Here is a 25,138-nt window from a genome sequence, read left to right as displayed (position 1 = left end):
CTGATTATTCGATTATTTTTGTTTATTTTTGAAGAATCGGGAGGAATGGGAATAGATGGGTATAAAATAAAAATTATTTAATTGTTGTCTTTGACATTTTGCTGACAATAAGGCCGTCTGAAAGATTGCTTTCAGACGGCCTTGCTTTATCCTTTTCTTTTGTTTCCCAACATGTCCAGCAATCCTGCCAGATTGCTTTTTCCTTCTTCCTTACTCACAATCGGCTCTCCGCCTTTGCGGCCTAGGATTTTGATGTCTTCCTGCGGCATTTCGTCTATGAAGCGGCTTGGCTCGGGGAATTGCCATGTGCCTTGCTTTTTACGTTTGAGGCAGTGGGTCAGCGTAAGTTGGCGTTTGGCACGGGTAATGCCGACGTACATCAGACGACGTTCTTCTTCGACATTGTCTTCTTCGATGCTGTCGTTGTGTGGCAAGATGCCTTCTTCGCAACCGACAAGGAAAACGTAGGGGTATTCCAAACCTTTGGAAGCGTGCAGGGTGGAGAGTTTGACGGCATCGACTTCTTCTTCGCTTTTGCCCTCCAAAAGCGTCATCAGGGCGATGGTTTGGGCAAGCTCGATGATGTTTTTACCGTCTTGCTCGCCTTTGCGTTCCAGCCAGCCGGTCAGGTCGGTAACGTTGCGCCATTTGATTTCGCCTGCTTTGCCTTCCTCATTGGCCAGCAAGTGGTTTTCGTAGTCGATTTCTCTCAGCAGGTTATGAATAAGCTCGCCTGCTTCGCTGGTTTCGGCTTTGGCGCGGTAGCTTTCAATCATATCCATGAAGGCTTGCAGGTGTTGGCGGTTGGTATGGTTCAACAGGGCAAGCGCTTCTTCGGTTTGCGCAGCTTCATACAGGCTGCATTCGTGTTCGTGCGCGTAGGTGTTGAGCTTGCCCAGTGTCACGTCACCGATACCGCGTTTGGGTGTGGTAACGGCGCGCAGGAAGGCGGGATCGTCGTTGGGATTGGCAAGCAGGCGCAAATAGGACAACACGTCTTTGATTTCGGCTTTGTCGAAAAAGCTTTGTCCGCCGGAGAGTTGGTAGGGAACGCGTGCGCTGCGTAAGGCTTCTTCAAAAATCCGCGCCTGATGGTTGCCGCGGTATAACACGGCAAAATCGGCGTATTGGGTTTTGTCGCCGCCGACCAGCTTCTGCTTGACGATTTGGCTGACAACCCAGTCGGCTTCGTGCTGCTCGCTTTGACAAGCAACGACTTTGACGATTTCGCCTTCGCCAAACTGCGACCAAAGTTTTTTGGTAAAGAGTTTGGGGTTGTTTTCAATAACTTTGTTGGCGATTTTGAGAATGCGCGCGGTGGAGCGGTAGTTTTGCTCCAGCTTGATAATCTTCATCTGCGGATAGTCTTCCTGCATTTTGCGCAGGTTTTCCATGTTTGCGCCGCGCCATGCGTAGATGGACTGGTCGTCATCGCCGACGGCGGTAAACATGCCTTCCGCGCCGGTCAGAAGCTTCATCAGGGTAAATTGGCAGGTGTTGGTGTCCTGACATTCGTCAACCAACAGATAACGCAGCCGCCGCTGCCATTTGTTGCGCACTTCGCTGTTTTGCTGCAAGAGTACGGCAGGCAGGCGGATTAAGTCGTCGAAGTCCACCGCCTGATAGCTTTGCAGGGTTTCCTGATAACTCGCATAGACGCGCGCTGTTTGCTGTTCCCACACATTAGAGGCCGTCTGAACTACTTCTTCAGGCGTTTTTAAATCGTTTTTCCAAAGGGAAATTTGATGCTGCGCTTTGAATATGGCTTCTTTGCCCGTACCGCCCAAGAGTTCGCCGATGATTTTGGCGCTGTCGGTAGAGTCGAGGATGGAAAAGTTTTTTTTGTAACCGATTTGATTGGCTTCTTCGCGCAAAATCTTCATGCCCAAAGAGTGGAAGGTGCAAATCGTCAGCCCGCGCGTTTGCGATTTGGGCAGCATTTTAGAGACGCGCTCCTGCATTTCCGTGGCGGCTTTATTGGTAAAGGTAATCGCGGCGACGGTATGCGGCAGATAGCCGACATTGACGATCAAATGCTTGATTTTTTGCGTAATCACGCCGGTTTTGCCGCTGCCTGCGCCGGCAAGGACGAGCAGGGGGCCGCCTAGATATTTGACCGCAGCTTGCTGTTGGGGGTTGAGTTTCATTGAAGGGGAAGACGGGTAATGTGGGGAGCAATTATACAACAAGGCCGTCTGAAATTTTCAGACGGCCTTGGGCGTTTTTTAGAGTAAACCCTATGCAAAATATTTCAATTTGCCTTTGAAGTCTTCCAGCTTCTCATAGCCTTTTTGCGCCATGATGGCTTTTAATTCAAGGGAAACCCGTTCAAAAATGTCTACGCCTTGCTGGTGTAGCGCCGTGCCGATCTGCACCATGCTGGCGCCGCACAAGATGTGTTCAAACGCATCGCGGCCGCTGTAAACGCCGCCTGTCCCAATGACTTGGATAGACGGATTTAGTCTTTGATAGAATGCATGGACATTGGCGAGCGCAGTCGGTTTGATATATTGACCGCCTATGCCGCCGAAGCCGTTTTTCGGGCGGATTACGACGGATTCGTCTTCGATATACATGCCGTTGCCGATGGAGTTGACACAGTTGACGAATTTTAGGGGATAGCGGTTGAACACTTTCGCCGCTTGATCGAAATGGGCAATATCAAAATATGGCGGTAATTTGATGCCCAAGGGCTTGTCGAAGTAGGTAAAGGCATTATCCAAAATCATCTCGGTTGTTTCAAAGTCGTAGGCAATTTGCGGTTTGCCGGCGACGTTTGGGCAGGATAGGTTGAGTTCGGTAATGCCGTTAAACCCGCTATTTTGCACTTTTTCCAACAGGATATGTGTTTCGCCGGGCGACAGACCGACCAGTGATAAGAAAAATGTCCGTTCCGGCTGAGACTCTTGAAGGGTAAGCAGATAATCTAGATAGTAATCAATGCCTTGATTTGGCAAGCCCATCGAATTGATGCTGCCGAGAGGCACGTTCTGATAGCGCGGCTCGGGGTTGCCTTGACGAGGGGTAAGCGTTGCGGTCTTGGTAATGAAAGTGCCTGCCGAAGACTGTCTGACTGCTTCCAATTCCTCAACAGTCATACATGACACACCTGCTGCATTCATCAGGCAGTTGTCAAAAGAAAAACCGGCGATCTGGGTTTTCAACGATACCATCTCCTGCTCCTTTTCTTCGTAAAATCAAATTGTTTGCCAAGCGTAACACGAAGAGGAGGTACGATTTTTAACAAACATCAAATGACAGGGAATGTAGGAATATGTTGTTTTATAGAATAAAGTAAAGACGTAAAAAGGTCATCTGAAAGCAAGGTTTCAACAAAGTTAAAACCTAAATGTTTTTCAGACGACCTCTATCAAGACAAACATGGCTGTCTCAATCAAATAAAGTCAGTCGGCCATTAGTTTCCAACTGACCAAGCTATCAACGTTTTTTGAAGCTTTTCAGAGTACCGTCATTGTTAAATTCAAATTCGTATTCCGCACGATCGGTTTTGAGGAAACCGGTGATCCACTCTTTCTTACCGGTCGATACGAACAAGGAGTAATACACATGAGGCAAGTCTGTTTCTTTGGCTTCTACTTCTTTGGCTTTTTCGCCGTAGGCTTGAGCGATTTTCGCGATATCGGCAAATTTGATTTCATCCAACGGGAAAACGTTGTCTTTCATATTTCCGTTGCCGGAAATGCGGACAGGTTGAGGCTCGCTCCATTTACCGTCTTCAAATTCGTAGTGGTCGATATTTTCGGGTTTGTTAGGGTCTTGAATTTCCACGGTAATGCGCGGACGTTTGCCGCCGTAGAAATGGATGTTTTGGAAAATATTGAGTGGTTTGCCACCGAATTGCGGCAGTGCTTTCAGCGCATCTTCAGCAGCTTGCAGAGCGGTTGCATCCGCCAAGAAATTGCCTGAAGAAACCACAGGTTTTACCTCAGGTTTTGCTTCTTCAGCAGGTTTTTCAGCATCTTTAGGGGCTTCTGCCGTATTACCTGCAGCAGCTTTTACAGGCTCATCGGAAGCCTGTTTGTTTTTATCACCACAAGCAGTCAAACTCAATGCAGCAGCGGTTACGAGGGCAAGCCATTTCATTTTCATTTATCAATCCTAACTTTGAAAATATGCGACATTGCATATATTTCACATTATAACAAACAAAGAAAAAATGTGTGAAAAATTAATAAGTTTTGTATTATGGCTGATATTTTCGAAGTTAATAATAAGTTTTATTTTGAATCTTTTATATGCCTGTTTTCATACTGGTCTCAGGCAAGAATCCAAGAGTTTGAACACTTTTATGAATAAGAAAGGTCAGCGGATTGGGATTTGAAGTGCAATAACCTTAGCTCATTCTTGCTAGGTTAGGCTGTCCACTCTTTTAACGCCGCTTCAAAACGTTTCAAGCCTTCGGCCATGTCTTCATCGTTCAGTAGCAGGCTGGGGGCGAAACGCACCACATTGGTGCCGGCAACCAGTACCATCAGGCCGTGTTTCAAAGCGGCGGCGGTAATTTCCGATGCCTTGCCTGCGTATTCGTCTGCCAACACGCAGCCGAGCAGCAGGCCCATGCCGCGGACTTCTTTAAATACGCCGGTTTTTTCGCCCAATTCACGCAAGGCCGTCCGAAGTTTTTGGCCTTGTTGTTCAACGTGCGCCAATGTTTCGGGCGCATTGATGATGTCGAATGCACGGCTGCCGACCGCGCACGCCATTGGGTTGCCGCCAAAGGTCGAGCCATGTGTTCCGGGGCCGAAGGTTGGGGCGATGTTATCGGTGGTCAGAATCGCACCAATCGGAAAGCCACCGCCCAAGGCTTTGGCGGAGCTGAGAATATCGGGTGTTACGCCGTAATGCTCGTAGGCAAACAGTTTGCCCGTATGACCCATACCGGTTTGTACTTCGTCCAAAATCAGCAAAGCGCCGTGTTTGTCGCACAAACGGCGCGCGGCTTGCAGATATTCTTGGGTGGCAGGCAGGATGCCGCTCTCGCCTTGAATCGGCTCGATAATCACGGCGCAGGTTTTGTCGCCGACGGCCGCTTCCAATGCGGCAATATCGTTAAATGGAACGTGGGTAATGCCGGCCGGCAGCGGCGCGTAGTCTTTGCTGTATTTAGGCTGGCCGCCGACGGATACGGTAAACAGGGTGCGGCCGTGGAAGCTGTTGAGGCAGGAGATGATTTCGGTTTTGTGTTCGCCAAAATGATCGCGGCCGTATTTGCGCGCCAGTTTCAGCGCGGCTTCATTGGCTTCTGCACCGGAGTTACAGAAAAATACTTTGTTGGCAAAGGTGTTTTCGACCAATTTTTTGGCCAATTCTTGCGCCGGTTGGGTGGTGTAGATATTAGAAATGTGCCAGAGCTTTTGCGATTGTTCGGTCAAGGCTGCGACCAAATCAGGATGGCAATGGCCCAGCGCGTTCACAGCAATACCGCCTGACAGGTCAATGTATTCTCGTCCTTCGGTATCCCAAACCCGGCTGCCGAGCGCGCGTTCCGGAATCATGGGGGCGAATGAGAAATTGGGCGTCAGGTAGTTTTGCATGTTCTTTTCCTTTTGATATTGTCAACAATTTCTTCAATTATGCGCCTATTGGTTGAGAGATTCAATATGGCAATCAGGCCGTCTGAAAACTGGCTTTCAGACGGCCTGATGCTATTTATGCTTGATTTCCCAGCATTGATGGATTTTTTTGTTGCGGAAATCGTCGGGAACGGACTGCTTGGAAATGTCTTTGACTGCGTATTGTTCCGCGACCGAATCGTCCAACACAAAGCTGCGCAGGTTGTTGGAGAAATACAGAATGCCGTCTGAAGCGAGTAGGCTCATTGCGCCGTCAATCAGCTTTTTATGGTCGCGCTGGATGTCGAGGATGTCGAGCATCTTTTTGCTGTTGGAAAAGCTGGGCGGGTCCATGACGATGAGGTCGAACTGTTTGCCCTCGGCGGCGGTATTTTGCAGGTATTGGAACACATCGGCGCGGACGATTTTGTGTTGTTCGGGGTCGATGCCGTTGAGTTCGAAATTGCGTTTTACCCACTCGAGATAAGTGTTCGATAAATCGACGGTTTTGCTGGATACCGCGCCGCCGGTTGCGGCGTAGACGGTAAAGCTGCCTGTGTAGGAAAACAGGTTGAGGAAGCGTTTGCCTGCTGCGGTTTCGCCGACTTTTTTGCGCGTGTTGCGGTGGTCGAGGAAAAGGCCGGTGTCGAGGTATTTGTCGAGGTTAACCCAAAACTTGCGGCCGTTTTCAGTGATGACGAAATCGTCACCGGTTTTGCCGGTTTTCTCGTATTGCTGCAAACCTTTTTGGCGTTCGCGGCGTTTGAGGTGGATTTGTTCGGGCGCAAAACCGGTCACAAAACCAATAGCTTCCAATACATCGGCAAGCCATGCTTCGTATTCTTCGGGCTGCATCAGCCAGCCGGTATCGTATTCCTGAAGATGGATTTGGTCGCCGTAAACATCGACGGCAAAGGGAAATTGGGGAATATCGCGGTCGTAAATGCGCCAGGCTTCGATATCGTTGCGTTTGGCCCATTTCATAAGATGTTTGATGTTTTTGCCCAAGCGGTTGGCAAAGGGGGTAATGTCGGTCATGGTTTCAGACGGCCTTATTGGGGAAGTTTCCAGAATTGATCAGCAGGGACGTAGGCGTGTCGGTCAAGCATATAGAGAATTGTATCGTCAGGCGCAACCATGGTGGCGCGGTCGGTCTTGCCTTTAAACGGGAACACGATTCGTGCTTCCGAGGCGTTTTTGATGTCGATGCCGTAGCTGGTTCTGCCGCTTTCCAGTTTGTATTGGTTTTGAGTGTATTCGTAAACGGTTTCTTTGCCTTTTTCGTCTTTGATAGTAAAGCTTTTTTTGGCAAAGGTGATTTCGGCTTTGCTGCCATCGGACGCAACGGCCTTCCATTCGCCGCGATAACTCTCTGATCCGCTGCACGCGCCAAGAAACAGGGCGACAGCAAGTGCAGGTAATAAGGCGGCGGTTTTGAAAAACTTCATGTCGGATTCATCCGTGCTGATTCAATAAAACGGCATTATAGCTTGATTTTGCAGTCGCAGCCTGTTTTGCTTGACCTGGGCGGTTTTCTCCTTTATTATCCGCCGTTCGCCTTTTGATACGAAGCCATCGTCATCCAACCTAAACCGCCGTTTCGGGCGCGTTTCTTTTATTGCTTGCATATTTGCAAAGCCTTTTCTGTGCAGGTTGTCGTCGATGTTAACCACAAGCAAGATGCTTGCGACAACCCTGTAACTTCACATTTCCCGTATCGTTACTTTCCTTTGCTTCAGGTCGTCTGAAATTGTTCAGGCGTGCGCGTTGTTGTCTCTTAGGATAGATATGTCTATTAAATTTTCCGATTTGAACCTTGATAAAAACATTTTGTCTGCCGTAAGCAGCGAGGGTTATGAAAGCCCGACCCCGATTCAGGCGCAAGCGATTCCGTTTGCTTTGGACGGTCGCGACATTATGGCTTCGGCACAAACCGGTTCAGGCAAAACCGCAGCCTTCCTGCTGCCGACTTTGCAAAAACTGACCAAGCGCAGCGAAAAACCGGGCAAAGGCCCGCGCGCTTTGGTATTGACCCCGACCCGCGAACTGGCGGCTCAGGTAGAAAAAAATGCACTGGCGTATGCTAAAAATATGCGTTGGTTCCGTACTGTCAGCATTGTCGGCGGTGCATCTTTCGGCTACCAAACCCGTGCTTTGAGCAAACCGGTTGACCTGATTGTCGCCACTCCGGGCCGTCTGATGGACTTGATGCAGAGCGGTAAAGTTGATTTTGAACGTTTGGAAGTGCTGATTCTGGACGAAGCCGACCGTATGCTGGACATGGGCTTTATCGACGACATCGAAACCATCGTGGAAGCGACGCCGAGCGATCGTCAGACTTTGTTGTTCTCCGCCACTTGGGACGGCGCGGTGGGAAAACTGGCGCGCAAGCTGACCAAAGACCCTGAAGTCGTCGAAGTCGAGCGCGTGGACGACCAAGGCAAAATCGAAGAGCAGCTGTTGTACTGCGACGATATGCGCCATAAAAACCGCCTGCTTGACCACATCTTGCGCGATGCCAATATCGACCAATGCGTAATTTTCATGTCCACCAAAGCCATGACCGAAGTCATCGCGGATGAGTTGTACGAAAAAGGTTTTGCCGCCAACTGCCTGCACGGCGATATGCCTCAAGGCTGGCGTAATCGTACGCTGATGGACTTGCGTAAAGGCCGCTGCAAAATTTTGGTTGCCACCGACGTTGCCGCACGCGGTATCGACGTACCAACCATTACCCACGTTATCAACTACGACTTGCCGAAACAGGCTGAAGACTACGTTCACCGCATCGGCCGTACCGGTCGCGCTGGCCGTACCGGTATTGCGATTACTTTTGCCGAAGTGAACGAATACGTCAAAGTACACAAAATCGAAAAATACATCGGCCGTAAATTGCCTGAGCTGACCATCGAAGGCATGGAGCCGACACGCAAACGCAAATCTGCCGGCGGCAAACCGAAAGGCAAAGGCGGCTGGGGCGATCGTAAATCCGGCGGCTGGCGCGGCGATAAGAAACCGGCTAAAGAAGGTTTCGGTAGCAAATCACGCGGCGAAGGCCATAAAAAAGACGGTTTCAAAAAAGATGGCTTTAAGAAAGACGGTTTCAAGAAGTCTGACGGTTTCAAAAAAAGCGGCGAAGGCTTTAAAGGCAAACGTAAGTCTAACGACAGCTTTGGCGGCAAACACAAAAGAGGTTGATTGCTTCAATCTTAAGGCCGTCTGAAATAAGACAAAAGGGCGTGTGAAGACACGCCCTTTTTTATGGTTTCAAGTTTTGCGTGGGATCGGTTCCACGCTTTTTCAGACGGCCTCTTACAAAGCGGCCAATACGGCATCGCCCATTTCGGAGCAGGAAACCAGTTTGGTACCTTCTTCGTAAATGTCGCCGGTACGCAAGCCTTGTTGCAGTACTTTTTGTACGGCGTTTTCAACTTGTTGAGCGCGTGCCTCGTCATTTAGGCTGTAACGCAGCAACATGGCGAGGGACAAAACGGTTGCCAGCGGATTGGCTTTGTTTTGACCGGCAATGTCAGGAGCGGAGCCGTGAGAAGGTTCGTACAGGCCTTTGCCGTTTTCGTCCAAAGAAGCAGAAGGCAGCATACCGATGGAGCCGGTCAGCATAGACGCTTCGTCAGACAGAATGTCGCCGAAGATGTTGCCGGTGGCAATCACGTCAAATTGTTTGGGCGCGCGCACGAGCTGCATGGCGGCGTTGTCGACGTACATATGGGAGAGCTCGACATCAGGGTATTCTTTGCCGATTTCTTCAAAGATTTCGCGCCACAGTTCGGTGGTTTCCAAAACGTTGGCTTTGCCTACGGAGCAGACTTTTTTGCTGCGTTTTTGGGCGGATTGGAAGGCAACGTGGGCAATACGGCGGATTTCGCTTTCGCTGTATTTCATGGTGTTGTAGCCTTCGCGTTCGCCGTTTTCCAAAACACGGATGCCGCGCGGTTCGCCAAAGTAAATATCGCCGGTCAGTTCGCGTACGATAAGGATGTCGAGGCCGGCTACGATTTCCGGTTTCAAAGTGGAAGCATTGGCCAGCTCTTTATATAAAATGGCAGGGCGCAAATTGGCAAACAGATTCAAGTCTTTACGAATGGCCAACAAGCCGCGCTCAGGGCGCAGCGGACGGTCGAGATTATCGTATTGAGGAGAACCGACTGCACCAAGCAAGACTGCATCGGCTTTACGGCAAAGGTTTTGCGTGAATTCTGGATAAGGATGGCCGTATTCGTCATAGGCTTCGCCGCCCAAAGGTGCGTATTCGTAGCTGACATCCAAACCTTGTTCGATAAGTTTGTCGAGTACACGGACGGTTTCTGCAACGATTTCAGGGCCAATGCCGTCGCCGCGCAAGATAGCGATATGTTTGGTCATTTCGGGTTTCCTTATGGGAAGGTTTTAGGTAAAGGGCAGGCCGTCAGTTTTTCAGACGGCCTTAAATCAATTTGCTCTGAAAACGCTGATTGTACCATTATGGTACTGGTAAAGCTGGGTAGAAATCGCGTAGGCAGAATCTTCAAATGCCTGCAGGGCGATATTCGCCATCGCCTGCAAAGCTTCTTCATCGGATGGGCTGCAAACGAGCAGGGCATTGCGTGCCGGGACTGCAAAAACAGGATTGGCCGGCAGCATAGGATCGTCTTTAAGTACTTCGTCCAAAAGCAAAATCAGGGAAGCATCATAGTCGTTGTCCAAATGGATTTGAGCCAATGACCAACCTTCGGCATGATGAATTTGGACACGTCCATTCATCCGTTGGCGCAGATTATCCATGGCGGTACGATACAAGGCGTCCTCATCTTCAATACCGGCCTCTTTCATATGCTCACGATTGAGCGTGTGCATGGATTCTTCCGTATCCACCATATAAAGCAACATGATATCGCCGGCAATCGGTTTGTATACCAGGTAATCGGCAGGTTCGGCTTCGTCCGTATTTGTAATCAGTTTGGCGTTTTCCAGATAAATCGTATTTTTAATTGTCGGAAGAATTTGTTGAGCTGAAACACTGGCATCAGCGTCCTGAATCTTATCGATAACCGCTAAATTGGCTGCAACAATAGCTTCCAAAGCCTCGGGATTTTGCAGATAACTTGTGTAATGGTTGCTCAAATATGTGCTGAACGATGCTTCATCCTCTTCGGAAAACTGGACAATGATGGGCGAAGAAGCAATATTTTCGCCCCAGTCGATTTTCGCCTCAAGATCCAATTCTTCTTGAATGCGACGGGCAAAGTATTTGATAAATTCCTGCCAAGTCATTAATTTAGGTTTGGAGCGGAACAACTTGCTGAAAAAAGACATATTGTGTCCTGAATAAGAGGATAAGGCCGTCTAAAAAATTATAGACGTTCGGTTTCAACACGGATTTTAAAAACGACTTTGCGTATGTTCGGTCTGTCGCCAACCAATGGGGCATGCGCATCATTCGGGAAAAACAACGCAAATTCGCCTGGCTCCAAGGTCAGCCAAGTTTCCGGCTCGCAGTCGAAAAATTCGATATCGCGCTTTTCGTTGTAGCCTAAACCGTTTTTCAGACGGCCTCTGTCTATCCAGCCATACGTTTCGCTGCCATCAATCGGTGTTTGAATATCAATATGTTTTAAGTGCGCTTCAGGCTGGGCTTCTCCCTGCGTCCTCATCGGCTCGCTGCCGATAAAAATACGGATATTGGGATTCTCGAATGGCACTTGACCGTCCGGCAGCTTGGTAAAATCTAGGGTCTGCAACAGATGGAAAGCCTCGGCAAAGTCGGGATGCAAAGTAGCGTAGCGGGTGGCATTGCTTATGGTGTCGGTAATCATGGTGTGGTTAGGTAGAAATTAAACTTCAGGATGTAGAGAAGCCAATACGGCTTTCAGGATGCCTTATTTGGATTCTGACAACAAGGCCGTCTGAAAAGGCTTTTTATGGAGTTGTGTTTTGCAAATCCAAAATGGAAGCATAATGTTCCGCTATGGGAACACGCTTGCGGCTGACTTGGTTTATATTGCTGCCTTCTTCAGTCCATAAAAACGGAAAGAACGTGTAAACGCTGTCGCCATTCAAATCACGGATTTCTTCGCGCCAATTTTCCCAACGCAGGTTTTCGTAAAACAACTGTAAATCGCCGGTCAATGCCCAATTTAAGAAGTCGCCGTAACCTTTACCGCAATCTTCCCATTCCAAGGTATCCGGCGGCAGGTAGAAAACATTACCTACTTTGCCATTCAATCCCCCGCCATTAATTGCAAAATAGCCTCCAGCAACATCATCGGCAAACAGATAATAGGGAGCAGGGCCTGCTGGCTCGGATTGTGTGCGGCTCAGATTCCAACTTCCCAAACCACGGGGTAGCTTCGTACTGCCGGAACCCAGTATCCGCAACCAGCCGTCGTCAATCAGGATGCCGCCGGTTTCATAAACGACAGCGCCCATAAACGAACGTGTTGTTACTTGGGTTTTGACAAGTTCTTCCTTTGCCTTTTCAAGCGTACGTGGCAGAACTTCAACGCTGTTTACCGCTTCTGTAAGCCACTCTTGAATCAATGGCCACGCAGGGTCTTGGGTTTGGATTAATTCGTCGAATGATCTCATGGTCTATCCCAAAACATTCAGTAAAGGCCGTCTGAAACACTTAAATTTTTCAGACGGCCTTTTGTATATCAACCGTTAAACAGCCAAGGCTGGCTTTGGCGGCGTTTTTCTTCAAAGGCGTGAATTTCGTCAGCGTGTTGCAGGGTCAGGCCGATTTCGTCCAAGCCGTTTAAGAGGCAGTGTTTGCGGTGTTCGGTAATGTCGAATGTGAATGTTTCGCCGCTAGGGGTGGTCAGGGTTTGCTCGGCAAGGTCGATGGAGAGCTGATAGCCTTCGTTGGCTTCAACTTCTTTGAAAAGCTGGTCAACCTGTTCTTCTGTCAAAACGATAGGTAAAAGGCCGTTTTTGTAGCAGTTGTTGAAGAAGATGTCGGCAAAGCTGGGGGCAATGACGGCGCGGAAGCCGTAGTCGTCCAATGCCCAAGGGGCGTGTTCGCGTGAAGAGCCGCAACCAAAGTTTTTACGCGTCAACAGGATTTGTGCACCTTGATAGCGTGGCTGGTTCAGGGAGAAATCCGGATTCAACGGGCGTTTGCTGTTGTCCATGCCAGGTTCGCCGTGGTCGAGGTAACGCCATTCATCAAAGGCATTGGGGCCGAAGCCGCTACGTTTAATGGATTTCAGAAATTGTTTGGGGATGATGGCGTCGGTATCGACGTTGCTGCGGTCGAGCGGGGCGACGATGGCGGTGATTTTGGTAAAGGCTTTCATGTCAGATTCTTATAGTAATAATGGGAAATTTTATGGCTATTCGGGTTAGCGTGTGCTGTGCAAACCGATTCGGTTGCCTTCTGTGTCTTCAATAAATGCTGCAAAGCCGTTGACAATGCGGAATTTCTCTTGTAACAGTTTGCCGCCTGCTGCAACGGCTTTTTCTGCTGTTTCGGCACAATCCGGGCAATTGAAGAAAATGGTTGTACCGCCATGGCCGGGTTGGGCGTTGCTGTCGTGCCAAATCATACCGGCCGTACCGTGTTGGGTGTAATCGGCTGGAAAAATGATGAAACGGAATCCGTTGCCGCCAACGTCTTGCAGAGGCTTGCCGAATACGGATTCGTAAAAGGCTTTGGCGCGATCCAAATCATGAGCGTGAATACCAAACCAGCTTGACAGATTACTCATTGTTTCTTCCTTTGCTTGGAATCGTGAAAATGTCTGAAAAATTAATAATGTATCAGGCCGTCTGAAACGGAGCCAGGAGCTTCAGACGGCCTGATTTACCGAATTATTCGGTAGCGGCTTCGATTTTTTCTCCAACATGGCTCATGCCGCGGCCTACTGCATTGCCGCCTTTTTTAACGGCTTCACCGGTTTTTTCGGCAACGTGTTCTGCGGTTTCTTTGGTTTTATCGGCTACGCGCTCGGCAGTCTCTTTGGTTTTGTCCCAATTGCGGTTGGCATCGTTTTTTGCGCCGGACCAAGTGCTGGAACAAGCTGACAGGATGAGGGCTGCGGCAGCCAATGCAAACAGTTTTTTCATACTAGATTCCTTTCAAGTTATCAATGATTGAGAAGGTTTTCGGACGTTTTTCGCAATACAATAGGAAAATTTACTTGGGCAAGGTATTGTTTCAGACGGCCTGATCAATAAAGGCCGTCTGAAAATACTTTAAGCCATAGTGCGGATGTCTGTAAAGTAGCCGGTCACTGCGGCTGCGGCTGCCATGGCAGGGCTGACGAGGTGGGTGCGTCCGCCGTTGCCTTGACGGCCTTCAAAGTTACGGTTGGAAGTAGAGGCACAACGTTGTCCCGGGGTCAGGCGGTCGGCATTCATGGCAAGGCACATAGAGCAGCCCGGCTCGCGCCATTCAAAACCGGCTTCTATAAATACTTCGTGCAAGCCTTCTTTTTCTGCCTGCTCTTTAACCAAACCGGAGCCGGGGACAATCAATACGCGTTGCACATTGTCCGCTTTTTTGCGGCCTTTGGCGATAGCGGCGGCTTCGCGCAAGTCTTCGATACGGCTGTTGGTGCAAGAACCGATAAAGACGATATCGACAGGGATTTCGTTTAATGGCGTACCGGCTTCCAAGCCCATGTATTCAAGGGCGCGTTCCATGCCGCTGCGTTTGACCGGATCGGTTTCTTCGGCAGGATTAGGCACTTTGCTGCTGATGTCTAAAACCATTTCAGGCGAGGTACCCCAAGTTACTTGAGGTTCGATGTCTTCAGCTTTGAAGTGGTATTCTTTATCGAATACGGCGCCTTCGTCAGACACCAGCGTACGCCAGTATTCGACGGCTTTGTCCCACGCTTCGCCTTTAGGTGCGAAAGGTTTGCCTTTTACATAGTCGATGGTGGTTTGGTCGACGGCAACCATACCTGAGCGCGCACCGGCTTCAATCGCCATATTACACAAGGTCATGCGGCCTTCCATAGAAAGGCTGCGGATGGCTTCGCCGCCAAACTCAATGGCGTAGCCTGTACCACCGGCCGTACCGATTTGACCGATGATGTAAAGTGCCACGTCTTTGGCAGTAACGCCGGGTTTCAGACGGCCTTCAACGGAAATCAGCATGGATTTGGATTTTTTTGCGGTAATGCACTGGGTCGCCATGGTGTGTTCGACTTCGGAAGTGCCGATACCGTGCGCCAATGCGCCGAATGCGCCGTGGGTAGAAGTGTGCGAGTCGCCACAGACAACGGTCATGCCGGGCAGGGTAGCGCCTTGTTCCGGGCCCATAACGTGCACAATGCCTTGACCTTTATCCATGAACGGGAAGTAGGCGAGCGCGCCAAACTCTTTAATGTTTTTGTCCAAAGTATCGACTTGCAGTTTGGAAATCGGGTCTTGAATACCTTTGTCCCAGTCGCCGGTCGGGGTATTGTGATCGGCTGTGGAGACTACGCTGTCGATACGCCAAAGTTTGCGGCCGGCCATTTTCAAGCCTTCAAATGCTTGCGGGCTGGTTACTTCGTGAACCAGGTGGCGGTCGATGTAAAGCAGGACAGTGCCGTCTTCTTCTTCGCGGACGACGTGGCTGTTCCAAAGTTTATCGTAAAGGGTTTGTGCGCTCATGATGAGTATTCTTTGCTATTGGTAGGTATGAATGATGGTTTGCGTTTATGGGCGGATTTTAGGCTTTTTATAGGGGCTGTGCAATAGGAATTTGTCCAATTTTTAAAATTTGTTGCAAAGTTTCAAAAACACTTGTCAAAAATTAGACAGATTGTAGAATTGTTGACAAAAAGATTCATCTTATCTGAAAGAATGCTTGTCGAAATGCACTAAAAAGTTCTATCATTCTCACTCAACCCACACTTACCAAGAGGTATAGAGAATGAAATTACCGGTAATGGCTCCTGAGCATCTGACTCAATTACGGGAATTTGAGAAAAAAGTCCTTGCCAATCATGCCAAAATCGAAGCATGGTTCCGTTCGCATTGGAACGAACACCGTCCGCCATTTTATGGTTCGGTTGACATCCGTAATGCCGGTTACAAAATTTCATCTATCGATATGAACCTGTTTCCGGGCGGCTTCAATAATTTGAATCCCAACTTTATCCCGCTGGCGGCGGTTGCCGCGCAAGATGCGGTACAGCGCGCCTGTGAAACGGCAAAATCCGTATTGATTATTCCTGAAAACCACACGCGTAACACATTCTATCTGCAAAACGTTTACGCCCTCAGCGAGATTTTGCGTTCGGCAGGATACGAAGTGCGCTTGGGCAGTTTGAATCCTGAAGTGACTGAGCCAACCGAGTTTGAAACCGCGTTGGGCGACAAAATTTTGCTTGAGCCTTTATTGCGTACCCGTGAGCGTGTACATCTCGCAGACGGTTTCTCGCCTTGCGTTGTTTTGTTGAACAATGACTTGTCTGCGGGCATCCCTGAAATCCTTAAAGACATCAGTCAAACCGTATTGCCTCCATTGCACGGCGGCTGGACGACTCGCCGTAAAACCGAACACTTCGGCGCGTACAACCAAGTTGCAGCCGATTTTGCCAAGTTGATTGACATTGACGAATGGCAAATCAATCCTTATTTTGAAAAAATCAGCGGTTTGGATTTCCAAGAGCGTGAGGGTGAAGATGCGTTGGCAGGCGCGGTAGAGCGTGTATTGGCGAAAATTCAAGCCAAATACGATGAATTGGGTATTGCCGATCAGCCTTTTGTTATTGTGAAAGCCGACGCAGGTACTTACGGTATGGGCGTGATGAGCGTTAAATCTGCGGATGAAGTGCGTGGCTTGAACCGTAAAAACCGCAATAAAATGGCGAAAGTCAAAGAAGGCTTGGAAGTCAGTGAAGTCATTGTCCAAGAAGGTATTTATACCTACGAGACCATGAACGGCGCCGTGTGCGAACCCGTCGTTTATATGATGGACCGTTTCGTTATCGGCGGTTTCTTCCGTGTACACGAAGGGCGCGGCGCAGACGAAAACCTTAATGCCGGCGGCATGGTATTCGTCCCGCTGTCCAACAGCATCCCCACCGGCAGCGGCGACAACTCCCAAGAAGCGCCTGAAGCGTGCAAACGCGTATTTGAACAATGGGACTCGCTCGGCATGCCACGCTCTGAAAAAGACTGCGACGTCGACAACGAACACAACCGCCTCTACGTTTACGGCGTAATGGCGCGCCTGTCCTTGCTTGCCGCTGCATTGGAGTTGGAGAAAACCGCGCCCCAAGCCTAATAAAGCGTTGATCGATATTGTCAGGCCGTCTGAAAATTAGTTTTCAGACGGCCTTTTCTGTCTGTACAATTCATTCTAACTAAAAAAAACATGATTTATTTTTATGAGCAAACCAGCCAATCCAGTTGAAATAACCGACAATCTGCCAGACCAAACCATACAGCGCAGCAATACCGACAATGCGCCGCGTTCTGCTATCCATCAAACCTTGTATTCCGCCGATACCTTTGCTCAGCATGATTATCTTGCCGGAAAAAACTTGCCCGATATTGCCCGCCCGCAAGAAGGTCAAATCGACTGGCTGCATTTTGTCGGCATCAATGATGCTGCCTTGCTCAAACACGCGCTTGAGCCTTACGGCATCCATGAGCTGGTTATTGAGGATATTCTCAGCCGCAAGCAGCGTCCGAAAATTGAAGACTACGGCAGCTATGTTTTTACTGCCGCACAGGTTTACCACTATACCTCTACGGGCAAACTCCATTCTGACCAAGTGTATGTGATTATCGGCAAAGATTTTGTGTTGTCTTTCCAACAAAAACCGTTGGGCTTGTTCAGCCATCTCCGCCGGCAGATGCACGAAAATCCGCACAATATTTTGAACAAAAATACGGCGTTTCTTGCTTATTGCCTGCTTGACCGCATCGTGGATGACTATTTTATCGTCCTAGAAGAGTACAACAACCGCGTCGAAGTCATAGACAAATCCTTGTTTAAAAACGAAAACAGCGACATTCTCGGCAAAATCCACCGACTCAAGCGCGATGCCGTTCGTCTACGGCGCACGCTTTTGCCATTGCGCGACGTGTTCTACCAACTGGCCGTACGCGGCGATTTTGCTATTTTCAAAGGCGAATCAACCGTTTATCTGCGCGACGTGTACGACCACAATATGCAGCTTATCGAATCGCTTGATGCCTCGCGTGATATGGTGTTGAGCATGATGGACATCTACCTTTCCTTCCAATCTAACCGCATGAACCAGCAAATGCGCGTGTTGACGGTTATTACCATCATCTTTATGCCGCTGACCGTCATCACCGGCATCTACGGCATGAACTTCGACAATATGCCCGAGCTGCATTGGCATTACGGCTACTTCATGGTTTTGGGTGTGATGCTGTGCATTATTATCGGACTGCTGATTTTCTTCTCACGTAGAAAATGGCTGTAAACAGGAAGGCAATGGGTTGAAATTCAACGATTAAAAACGGTAGAATGATTTTGCACACGTGCAGTCTGAAGTTTTCAGACAATTTTAAAATAAATATCAAAAGGAGAATAAACGATGAAACCGGAACGCCAACTACCTTCCCATGAACTGATTATGTCCGAGCTGATGATGCCTTATACGGCAAACTTCAGCGGCAATGTTCACGGCGGCGATCTTCTGCGCCTGCTTGACCAAGTGGCATATTCCTGCGCCTGCCGTTACAGCGGAACCTATTGCGTTACTCTGTCTGTTGATAAAGTATTGTTTAAAGAGCCTATTCATGTCGGCGAACTGGTAACCTTTTACGCCAGTATCAACTACACCGGCCGTACTTCTATGGAAGTCGGTATCCGTGTGGAGGCGCAAAACATCCACACAGGCGAAGTGCGTCATACCAACAGCTGCTACTTCACTATGGTTGCCGTTGAAGACGGTAAGCCGGTTCCTGTACCACCTTTGGAAATCAATACACAGCGCCAACGCTGCCGTTATGAAAGGGCTAAAAAGCGCAAAGAGCTGAGTTTGCAGGCTGCGAACGAAGATTCTGGCTGCAACTAAATTGAATTTATTAAATAATGAAGGCCGTCTGAAATCCTGTTTCAGACGGCCTTCACGCAAAAGCCATAAACCGCTTGTTTTGTGGTAGAATCAACAAGATTTTTGCCATACGAAATTACAGATAATCATGACCGACGCAACCATCCGCAACGACCATAAATTTGCACTTGAAACCCTGCCTGTCAGCCTTGAAGACGAAATGCGCAAGAGCTACCTTGATTACGCCATGAGCGTAATTGTGGGACGAGCCCTGCCGGATGTCCGCGACGGTCTCAAGCCGGTACACCGCCGCGTGTTGTACGCGATGCACGAGTTGAAAAACAACTGGAATTCCGCCTATAAAAAATCGGCGCGTATCGTCGGCGACGTTATCGGTAAATACCACCCTCACGGCGATATAGCCGTTTACGACACCATCGTCCGCATGGCACAAGACTTCTCCATGCGTTATGTACTGATCGACGGTCAGGGCAACTTCGGTTCTGTCGATGGCTTGGCCGCAGCAGCCATGCGTTATACCGAAATCCGCATGGAAAAAATTTCTCATGAAATGCTGGCGGATATTGAAGAAGAAACCGTCAATTTCGGTCCTAACTATGACGGCAGTGAACATGAGCCGTTGGTATTGCCGACCCGTTTCCCAGCATTGTTGGTAAACGGTTCGTCCGGTATTGCCGTCGGTATGGCAACCAATATCCCGCCGCACAATTTGGGCGATACCATCAATGCCTGCCTGCGTTTGTTGGACGAGCCTGAAACTGAAATCGATGAGCTGATCAACATTATCCAAGCGCCCGATTTTCCAACAGGCGCAACTATTTACGGCTTGAGCGGCGTGCGCGAAGGCTATAAAACCGGCCGCGGCCGCGTGGTGATGCGCGGTAAAACCCATATTGAGCCTATCGGTAAAAACGGCGAGCGCGAAGCCATTGTTATCGATGAAATCCCATATCAAGTAAACAAAGCCAAGCTGGTTGAGAAAATTGGCGAGTTGGTACGCGAAAAAACACTGGAAGGCGTATCCGACCTGCGCGATGAGTCCGACAAATCCGGTATGCGTGTCGTGATTGAATTGAAACGCAATGAAAATGCCGAAGTTGTTTTGAATCAACTCTACAAACTGACCCAGCTGCAAGACAGCTTCGGTATCAATATGGTGGCTTTGGTTGACGGCCAGCCGCGCTTGTTGAACCTGAAACAAATCCTGTTCGAATTCCTGCGCCATCGTCGCGAAGTCGTTACCCGTCGTACCTTATTCCGCCTGAAAAAAGCGCGTCATGAAGGCCATATTGCCGAAGGTAAAGCAGTTGCCTTGTCTAATATCGACGAAATTATCCGCCTGATTAAGGAATCTGCCAATGCGCCGGAAGCCAAAGAAAAACTGCTGTCCCGCCCATGGCGCAGCAGCTTGGTTGAAGACATGCTCAGCCGTACGGATTTGGACATGCACATGATGCGCCCTGAAGGCTTGCCAGAGAATTTGGGTTTGCACAGCCAAGGCTATTATTTGAGCGAATTGCAAGCCGATGCCATCCTGCGCATGAGCCTGCGCAACCTGACCGGCCTCGATCAGGAAGAAATTGTCGGCGAATATAAAAACCTGATGAGCAAAATCATTGATTTCGTGGATATTCTTTCCAAACCTGAACGCGTTACCCAAATCATCCGCGAAGAATTGACAGACATCAAAGCCAACTTCGGCGATGAGCGCCGCAGTGAAATTAATCCGTTTGGCGGTGATATTGCCGATGAAGACCTGATTCCGCAACGTGAAATGGTTGTTACCCTAACTCATGGCGGCTACATCAAAACCCAGCCGACCACCGATTATCAGGCGCAGCGTCGCGGCGGCCGTGGCAAACAGGCAGCGGCAACCAAAGACGAAGACTTTATCGAAACCCTGTTTGTTGCCAACACGCATGATTATTTGATGTGCTTCACCAATTTGGGCAAGTGCCATTGGATTAAAGTGTACAAACTGCCGGAAGGCGGTCGCAACAGCCGCGGTCGTCCGATCAACAACGTCATCCAATTGGAAGAAGGCGAAAAAGTCAGCGCCATCTTGGCCGTGCGCGAGTTCCCGGAAGACCAATACGTCTTCTTTGCTACTGCACAAGGCATGGTGAAAAAAGTCCAGCTGTCTGCGTTTAAAAACGTCCGCAGCCAAGGCATCAAAGCCATCGCGCTTAAAGAAGGCGATTACTTGGTCGGTGCAGCGCAAACCGGCGGTGCGGACGACATTATGTTGTTCTCCAACTTGGGCAAAGCCATCCGCTTTAACGAATATTGGGAAAAATCCGGTAACGATGAAGCAGAAGATGCCGATATCGAAGCTGAAAACGAAGATTTAGACGGCCTGGATGATGAAAATGCCGAAAATGCATTGCCAAGCGGCAAACACGGTGTTCGTCCGTCCGGTCGCGGCAGCGGCGGTTTGCGCGGTATGCGCCTGCCGGCCGATGGCAAGATTGTCAGCCTGATTACCTTCGCACCTGAAGCCGAACAAAGCGATTTGCAAGTATTGACTGCTACCGCCAACGGCTATGGCAAACGCACCCCGATTGCCGATTACAGCCGTAAAAACAAAGGTGGACAAGGCAATATCGCCATCAATACCGGCGAGCGCAACGGCGATTTGGTTGCCGCGACTTTGGTCAGCGAAACCGATGACCTGATGCTGATTACCAGCGGCGGCGTCCTGATTCGTACCAAAGTTGAGCAAATCCGAGAGACCGGCCGAGCAGCCGCAGGTGTCCGCCTGATTAATCTGGATGAAGGCGAAACCTTGGTCAGCTTGGAGCGCGTGGCCGAAGAGGCTGAAGATGAAGCCCCTTTAGAAACCGATGCAGCTGAAAACCAAGTGGTAGAAGCTGAAGATACTCCGTCTCAAGAATCTTAAACGTCAATGAAAAAGGCCGTCTGAAAAGTTTTCAGACGGCCTGCTTATTCCAAAAGAAAATCCCGTGAGCGCAACCGAACCGTTCGATTTACCTCTTTTTCTGAAAAATCTGCCCAATCTGCCGGGCGTGTACCGTTTTTTTGACGAAGACAATAATGTTTTGTATGTCGGCAAAGCGGTCAATCTCAAGCGGCGCGTTTCTAGCTATTTCCAAAAAAACGACCATTCGCCGCGCATCGCATTGATGGTAAAACAGGTTCACCATATCGAAACCACCATCACGCGTTCCGAAGCCGAAGCGCTGATCCTCGAAAACAACTTCATCAAAGCCTTGTCGCCGAAATACAATATCCTTTTCCGCGATGACAAAAGTTATCCTTATTTGATGCTCAGCGGCCATCAATATCCGCAAATGGCATATTACCGCGGCACGCTGAAGAAGCCTAATCAATATTTCGGCCCGTATCCCAACAGCAACGCCGTGCGCGACAGCATTCAAGTGTTGCAAAAAGTATTTATGTTGCGTACCTGCGAAGACAGCGTATTCGAGCATCGCGACCGTCCTTGTCTGCTTTACCAAATCAAACGCTGCACCGCGCCTTGTGTCGGCCACATCAGCGAAGAAGATTATCGCGACAGCGTGCGTGAAGCCGCGACTTTCCTTAATGGCAAAACCGACGAATTGACGCGCACCTTGCAACACAAAATGCAAACCGCCGCCGCCAACCTGCAATTTGAAGAAGCCGCGCGTTACCGCGACCAAATCCAAGCGCTCGGCATCATGCAGAGTAATCAGTTTATCGACAGCAAAAATCCGAACAATCCAAACGATATCGATTTACTTGCGCTGGCGGTTTCAGACGGCCTGGTCTGCGTACACTGGGTCAGCATCCGCGGCGGGCGGCACGTAGGCGACAAAAGCTTTTTCCCCGACACCAAAAACGACCCCGAACCAAACGGACAAGATTACGCCGAAGCCTTCGTCGCCCAACATTATTTGGGCAAAAGCAAACCCGACATTATTATTAGCAACTTTCCCGTTCCCGATGCGCTGAAAGAGGCTTTGGAAGGCGAACACGGCAAGCAGATGCAGTTTGTCACCAAAACCATAGGCGAACGCAAAGTCTGGTTGAAAATGGCGGAACAAAACGCACAAATGGCGATCGCCCAACGCCGACTACAACAAAGCAGCCAGCAACACCGTATTGATGAACTGGCCAAAATCCTCGGCATGGATTCAGACGGCCTCAACCGCCTTGAATGTTTCGATATCAGCCACACGCAAGGCGAGGCCACTATTGCGTCCTGCGTTGTGTACGATGAGCAAAACATCCAGCCTTCGCAATACCGCCGCTACAACATCACGACCGCCAAACCCGGCGACGACTATGCCGCCATGCGCGAAGTCCTGACGCGCCGTTACGGCAAAATGCAGGAAGCCGAAGCCAACGGCGAGGCCGTCAAATGGCCGGATGTCGTGTTGATTGACGGCGGCAAAGGGCAAATCGGCGTAGCCGTATCAGTATGGGAAGAACTTGGGCTGCACATTCCTTTGGTCGGTATCGCCAAAGGCCCTGAGCGCAAAGCCGGTATGGAAGAACTCATACTGCCTTTTACCGGCGAAGTCTTCCGCCTGCCACCCAACAGCCCGGCCTTGCATTTATTGCAAACCGTACGCGATGAATCGCACCGCTTTGCGATTACAGGTCACCGCAAAAAACGCGACAAAGCACGCGTTACTTCCTCACTCAGCGAAATCCCCGGTATCGGCAGCAAACGCCGCCAAGCATTGCTTACCCGATTCGGCGGTCTGCGCGGCGTGATTGCCGCCAGCCGCGAGGACTTGGAAAAAGTGGAAGGCATCAGCAAAGCCTTGGCGGAAACCATTTATGAGCATCTGCACTGATTGGCTTGAACAGCAGAAAGGAACAATATGAAACCTGTCATCATCAAAAATATCGAGATCGGCAAAGGCCTGCCTAAAATTGCCGTGCCGCTGGTGGCCGCCAACACGCAGGAATTGGAGCAGGCTTTGCACGTATTGAAAGATACGGCTGTTGACATTATTGAATTTCGTGCGGATTTTTTTCAAGCTGCGCTTGATGCCGATTTTATTGCCGAGCAATTAGGCATCACTCGACAGGCTTTTCCTGACAAGCCCTTGCTATTTACGTTTAGAAGGGCGCAAGAGGGCGGCAATACGCCTTGTTCGGACGACTATTATTTTAAATTATTGGAAAAAATTATCCGGTCCAAACAAGCTGATATGATCGACATTGAGCTTTTTGCCGAGGAAAATGGCGTAAAACAAACCATAGCTTTGGCACATGAACATCAAACTGCCGCCTTGCTTTGCAATCACGATTTTCAAGCCACGCCGTCTTTGGCAGACATTACAGGCCGTCTGAAAACAATGGCTGAGTGGGGCGCGGATATCTGCAAAATTGCCGTTATGCCGCAATCGCCGCAAGATGTATTGACCTTATTACAGGCAACATATGATGTTTCACAAATTATCAATCGCCCGATTATTACTATGTCTATGGGTAAAATCGGAGCCGTCAGTCGCTTGGCCGGCTCGACTTTCGGCTCGGCCGTTACCTTTGGTGCGGCACAAAAAACGTCGGCTCCCGGCCAAATTGATGCCAACGAATTGAGGAAAGTCTTGGCAATTTTGGGATAGTTTAATTATTAATATTCAAGGCCATCTGAAAAATATTTTTCAGATGGCCTGATTTTTTTAAATTTATTTCTTTTAATTTTAAATAAAATAGGTAACAATGGGTTTCCTATTTTAATAACCAGAGGAGAAATAAAATGACTACTACTAAAGAAAACCTGGCGAATCCAGGTCCAGTAGGCCTGTGTGGCTTTGCATTGACAACTTGGTTGCTCAGCCTGATTAACGGCGGCTTTTTTACTGCTCAAGAGGGTGTCGGCTTAGTTTTGGGCATGGCTCTCGCCTTTGGTGGTATCGCTCAAGTTATTGCCGGTATGTTTGAGTTCAAGAAAGGCAATACGTTTGGCTTTACCGCTTTTATCAGCTATGGCGCATTCTGGTGGACATGGGCTTTGTTTACCATCTTTTTTAAAGGTGAAACCGCTCCGGCATTTATCGGCTGGTATCTCTGCGCATGGGGTATGTTTTCGCTGATGATGTTTGTGGCTACCTTGACCAAGCCTAAAGTATTGAGCGGTATTTTCTTTTGCTTGACGCTGACTTTCTTTGCTTTGGGCATTGGCGATGGTATGGAAAATCATAGCATCGTCCATATCGGCGGTTGCTTAGGCTTGGTAACTGCACTTGGTGCGTTCTACTTGGCAGCGGCAGAGGTCATCAACGAATCTTTCGGCCGTACTGTTTTGCCGGTTGGCGTGCGTAAATAAGCTTGACCATACAAAATGCCGTCTGAACGGTGGACATGAAATCAAAGATTTCGGCCACAATGTTCAGACGGCATTTTTTATTTGTCTTCAAATAAATCGACATCAAATAAATCAGGCTCTTTGATGCGCTCCCGACAATCAAGTTTGATGTCTTCAGTAACCCGGCAGCAGCACGGCAAAATTTCTCCGGGCGCGACAAAAGCGAGCGGAAAATTATCATAAGAGACTTTCCCATCCAAGATTTTAACCCGGCATGAACCGCAATAACCGCTGCGACATTGGTA

Annotated in this window: 24 protein-coding genes; 8 read left to right on the top strand and 16 right to left on the bottom strand. The window is 49.2% G+C overall.

Going from position 1 to position 25,138, the window contains the following annotated elements; all coding sequences use genetic code 11:
* Positions 1 to 146 precede the first annotated feature (146 nt).
* From rep to ACTHSP_RS03405, 7 genes are all read right to left on the bottom strand, one after another.
* On the bottom strand, positions 147 to 2,147 hold the full coding sequence (gene rep / locus ACTHSP_RS03435) for a DNA helicase Rep (protein WP_314512792.1): 2,001 nt from the start codon (positions 2,145 to 2,147) through the stop codon (positions 147 to 149).
* A 90-nt stretch (positions 2,148 to 2,237) separates the two neighbouring features.
* Entirely contained in the window at positions 2,238 to 3,173 is a 936-nt protein-coding gene (locus ACTHSP_RS03430; protein ID WP_440345635.1) for a dihydroorotate oxidase, read from the bottom strand.
* Positions 3,174 to 3,438: 265 nt separating this feature from the next.
* Positions 3,439 to 4,110 carry a hypothetical protein gene (locus ACTHSP_RS03425; protein ID WP_254344288.1) on the bottom strand — a complete coding sequence of 224 codons (672 nt, stop codon included), beginning with the start codon at positions 4,108 to 4,110 and terminating at the stop codon, positions 3,439 to 3,441.
* Between the two features lie 263 nt (positions 4,111 to 4,373).
* Positions 4,374 to 5,555, bottom strand: coding sequence for an aspartate aminotransferase family protein (locus tag ACTHSP_RS03420; protein WP_314512787.1), 1,182 nt, complete (start codon positions 5,553 to 5,555; stop codon positions 4,374 to 4,376).
* 111 nt (positions 5,556 to 5,666) lie between these two features.
* The gene (locus ACTHSP_RS03415) at positions 5,667 to 6,611 is read right to left on the bottom strand and encodes a class I SAM-dependent methyltransferase (protein WP_314512785.1); all 945 of its coding nucleotides are present in this window, start codon (positions 6,609 to 6,611) and stop codon (positions 5,667 to 5,669) included.
* A 14-nt stretch (positions 6,612 to 6,625) separates the two neighbouring features.
* Entirely contained in the window at positions 6,626 to 7,021 is a 396-nt protein-coding gene (locus ACTHSP_RS03410) for a glycosyl transferase (RefSeq protein WP_314512783.1), read from the bottom strand.
* A 21-nt stretch (positions 7,022 to 7,042) separates the two neighbouring features.
* A complete protein-coding gene (locus ACTHSP_RS03405; protein WP_141748437.1) occupies positions 7,043 to 7,246 on the bottom strand; it encodes a hypothetical protein in 204 nt (67 codons plus the stop codon).
* A gap of 115 nt (positions 7,247 to 7,361) precedes the next feature.
* Here ACTHSP_RS03405 and ACTHSP_RS03400 point away from each other — a divergent pair, with 115 nt between their 5' ends.
* On the top strand, positions 7,362 to 8,771 hold the full coding sequence (locus ACTHSP_RS03400) for a DEAD/DEAH box helicase (protein WP_314512779.1): 1,410 nt from the start codon (positions 7,362 to 7,364) through the stop codon (positions 8,769 to 8,771).
* A 114-nt stretch (positions 8,772 to 8,885) separates the two neighbouring features.
* On the opposite strand, the gene leuB is transcribed toward ACTHSP_RS03400, so the two are convergent.
* The 8 genes from leuB to leuC form a co-directional block, all read right to left on the bottom strand.
* The gene (leuB, locus tag ACTHSP_RS03395) at positions 8,886 to 9,956 is read right to left on the bottom strand and encodes a 3-isopropylmalate dehydrogenase (protein ID WP_004520344.1); all 1,071 of its coding nucleotides are present in this window, start codon (positions 9,954 to 9,956) and stop codon (positions 8,886 to 8,888) included.
* Positions 9,957 to 10,022: 66 nt separating this feature from the next.
* The gene (locus ACTHSP_RS03390; protein ID WP_314512777.1) at positions 10,023 to 10,886 is read right to left on the bottom strand and encodes a DUF1444 family protein; all 864 of its coding nucleotides are present in this window, start codon (positions 10,884 to 10,886) and stop codon (positions 10,023 to 10,025) included.
* A gap of 38 nt (positions 10,887 to 10,924) precedes the next feature.
* A complete protein-coding gene (locus ACTHSP_RS03385; RefSeq protein ID WP_314512775.1) occupies positions 10,925 to 11,386 on the bottom strand; it encodes a YhcH/YjgK/YiaL family protein in 462 nt (153 codons plus the stop codon).
* Positions 11,387 to 11,489: 103 nt separating this feature from the next.
* Positions 11,490 to 12,158: a DUF2625 domain-containing protein gene (locus tag ACTHSP_RS03380; protein ID WP_314512773.1), complete on the bottom strand. Its 669-nt coding sequence runs from the start codon at positions 12,156 to 12,158 to the stop codon at positions 11,490 to 11,492.
* Positions 12,159 to 12,226: 68 nt separating this feature from the next.
* The gene (gene leuD, locus ACTHSP_RS03375; RefSeq protein ID WP_003677355.1) at positions 12,227 to 12,868 is read right to left on the bottom strand and encodes a 3-isopropylmalate dehydratase small subunit; all 642 of its coding nucleotides are present in this window, start codon (positions 12,866 to 12,868) and stop codon (positions 12,227 to 12,229) included.
* Positions 12,869 to 12,913: 45 nt separating this feature from the next.
* The gene (locus ACTHSP_RS03370) at positions 12,914 to 13,279 is read right to left on the bottom strand and encodes a VOC family protein (protein ID WP_440345634.1); all 366 of its coding nucleotides are present in this window, start codon (positions 13,277 to 13,279) and stop codon (positions 12,914 to 12,916) included.
* 103 nt (positions 13,280 to 13,382) lie between these two features.
* Positions 13,383 to 13,637, bottom strand: a complete 255-nt coding sequence (locus ACTHSP_RS03365) for a hypothetical protein (RefSeq protein WP_070583933.1) — start codon at positions 13,635 to 13,637, stop codon at positions 13,383 to 13,385.
* Positions 13,638 to 13,766: 129 nt separating this feature from the next.
* Positions 13,767 to 15,176 (bottom strand): 3-isopropylmalate dehydratase large subunit, encoded by a 1,410-nt coding sequence (leuC, locus tag ACTHSP_RS03360; RefSeq protein WP_070583931.1) that lies wholly within the window; start codon positions 15,174 to 15,176, stop codon positions 13,767 to 13,769.
* A gap of 262 nt (positions 15,177 to 15,438) precedes the next feature.
* Between leuC and gshA the strand changes: the two genes are divergently transcribed.
* From gshA to ACTHSP_RS03325, 7 genes are all read left to right on the top strand, one after another.
* Positions 15,439 to 16,797 (top strand): glutamate--cysteine ligase, encoded by a 1,359-nt coding sequence (gene gshA, locus ACTHSP_RS03355; RefSeq protein ID WP_314513867.1) that lies wholly within the window; start codon positions 15,439 to 15,441, stop codon positions 16,795 to 16,797.
* 103 nt (positions 16,798 to 16,900) lie between these two features.
* Positions 16,901 to 17,971 carry a magnesium/cobalt transporter CorA gene (corA, locus tag ACTHSP_RS03350; RefSeq protein ID WP_314513869.1) on the top strand — a complete coding sequence of 357 codons (1,071 nt, stop codon included), beginning with the start codon at positions 16,901 to 16,903 and terminating at the stop codon, positions 17,969 to 17,971.
* Positions 17,972 to 18,085: 114 nt separating this feature from the next.
* Positions 18,086 to 18,568, top strand: a complete 483-nt coding sequence (locus tag ACTHSP_RS03345; protein ID WP_003686444.1) for an acyl-CoA thioesterase — start codon at positions 18,086 to 18,088, stop codon at positions 18,566 to 18,568.
* 127 nt (positions 18,569 to 18,695) lie between these two features.
* A complete protein-coding gene (gene gyrA / locus ACTHSP_RS03340; protein ID WP_440345633.1) occupies positions 18,696 to 21,467 on the top strand; it encodes a DNA gyrase subunit A in 2,772 nt (923 codons plus the stop codon).
* A 64-nt stretch (positions 21,468 to 21,531) separates the two neighbouring features.
* Entirely contained in the window at positions 21,532 to 23,373 is a 1,842-nt protein-coding gene (uvrC, locus tag ACTHSP_RS03335) for an excinuclease ABC subunit UvrC (protein WP_070644796.1), read from the top strand.
* A gap of 27 nt (positions 23,374 to 23,400) precedes the next feature.
* The gene (gene aroD / locus ACTHSP_RS03330) at positions 23,401 to 24,150 is read left to right on the top strand and encodes a type I 3-dehydroquinate dehydratase (protein WP_070649731.1); all 750 of its coding nucleotides are present in this window, start codon (positions 23,401 to 23,403) and stop codon (positions 24,148 to 24,150) included.
* A gap of 134 nt (positions 24,151 to 24,284) precedes the next feature.
* On the top strand, positions 24,285 to 24,854 hold the full coding sequence (locus ACTHSP_RS03325) for an acetate uptake transporter (RefSeq protein ID WP_070649729.1): 570 nt from the start codon (positions 24,285 to 24,287) through the stop codon (positions 24,852 to 24,854).
* A 77-nt stretch (positions 24,855 to 24,931) separates the two neighbouring features.
* Here ACTHSP_RS03325 and yfaE read toward each other — a convergent pair.
* The coding region (yfaE, locus tag ACTHSP_RS03320) for a class I ribonucleotide reductase maintenance protein YfaE (protein ID WP_440345632.1) at positions 24,932 to 25,138 on the bottom strand (207 nt) is incomplete at its 5' end.

Source organism: Neisseria sp. P0001.S005, assembly GCF_051963715.1.
This window is presented reverse-complemented; position numbering and strand designations above follow the sequence as displayed.

Excerpts from the sequence above, each read along its gene's own strand:
- ACTHSP_RS03365 (WP_070583933.1), bottom strand. The coding sequence starts at position 13,637 with ATGAAAAAACTGTTTGCATTGGCTGCCGCAGCCCTCATCCTGTCAGCT.
- rep (WP_314512792.1), bottom strand. The coding sequence starts at position 2,147 with ATGAAACTCAACCCCCAACAGCAAGCTGCGGTCAAATATCTAGGCGGC.
- ACTHSP_RS03380 (WP_314512773.1), bottom strand. The coding sequence starts at position 12,158 with ATGAGATCATTCGACGAATTAATCCAAACCCAAGACCCTGCGTGGCCA.
- ACTHSP_RS03430 (WP_440345635.1), bottom strand. The coding sequence starts at position 3,173 with ATGGTATCGTTGAAAACCCAGATCGCCGGTTTTTCTTTTGACAACTGC.
- ACTHSP_RS03390 (WP_314512777.1), bottom strand. The coding sequence starts at position 10,886 with ATGTCTTTTTTCAGCAAGTTGTTCCGCTCCAAACCTAAATTAATGACT.
- ACTHSP_RS03370 (WP_440345634.1), bottom strand. The coding sequence starts at position 13,279 with ATGAGTAATCTGTCAAGCTGGTTTGGTATTCACGCTCATGATTTGGAT.
- aroD (WP_070649731.1), top strand. The coding sequence starts at position 23,401 with ATGAAACCTGTCATCATCAAAAATATCGAGATCGGCAAAGGCCTGCCT.
- ACTHSP_RS03325 (WP_070649729.1), top strand. The coding sequence starts at position 24,285 with ATGACTACTACTAAAGAAAACCTGGCGAATCCAGGTCCAGTAGGCCTG.
- ACTHSP_RS03415 (WP_314512785.1), bottom strand. The coding sequence starts at position 6,611 with ATGACCGACATTACCCCCTTTGCCAACCGCTTGGGCAAAAACATCAAA.
- ACTHSP_RS03400 (WP_314512779.1), top strand. The coding sequence starts at position 7,362 with ATGTCTATTAAATTTTCCGATTTGAACCTTGATAAAAACATTTTGTCT.
- ACTHSP_RS03410 (WP_314512783.1), bottom strand. The coding sequence starts at position 7,021 with ATGAAGTTTTTCAAAACCGCCGCCTTATTACCTGCACTTGCTGTCGCC.
- leuD (WP_003677355.1), bottom strand. The coding sequence starts at position 12,868 with ATGAAAGCCTTTACCAAAATCACCGCCATCGTCGCCCCGCTCGACCGC.
- ACTHSP_RS03385 (WP_314512775.1), bottom strand. The coding sequence starts at position 11,386 with ATGATTACCGACACCATAAGCAATGCCACCCGCTACGCTACTTTGCAT.
- gshA (WP_314513867.1), top strand. The coding sequence starts at position 15,439 with ATGAAATTACCGGTAATGGCTCCTGAGCATCTGACTCAATTACGGGAA.
- ACTHSP_RS03425 (WP_254344288.1), bottom strand. The coding sequence starts at position 4,110 with ATGAAAATGAAATGGCTTGCCCTCGTAACCGCTGCTGCATTGAGTTTG.
- leuC (WP_070583931.1), bottom strand. The coding sequence starts at position 15,176 with ATGAGCGCACAAACCCTTTACGATAAACTTTGGAACAGCCACGTCGTC.
- gyrA (WP_440345633.1), top strand. The coding sequence starts at position 18,696 with ATGACCGACGCAACCATCCGCAACGACCATAAATTTGCACTTGAAACC.
- corA (WP_314513869.1), top strand. The coding sequence starts at position 16,901 with ATGAGCAAACCAGCCAATCCAGTTGAAATAACCGACAATCTGCCAGAC.
- leuB (WP_004520344.1), bottom strand. The coding sequence starts at position 9,956 with ATGACCAAACATATCGCTATCTTGCGCGGCGACGGCATTGGCCCTGAA.
- ACTHSP_RS03345 (WP_003686444.1), top strand. The coding sequence starts at position 18,086 with ATGAAACCGGAACGCCAACTACCTTCCCATGAACTGATTATGTCCGAG.
- ACTHSP_RS03420 (WP_314512787.1), bottom strand. The coding sequence starts at position 5,555 with ATGCAAAACTACCTGACGCCCAATTTCTCATTCGCCCCCATGATTCCG.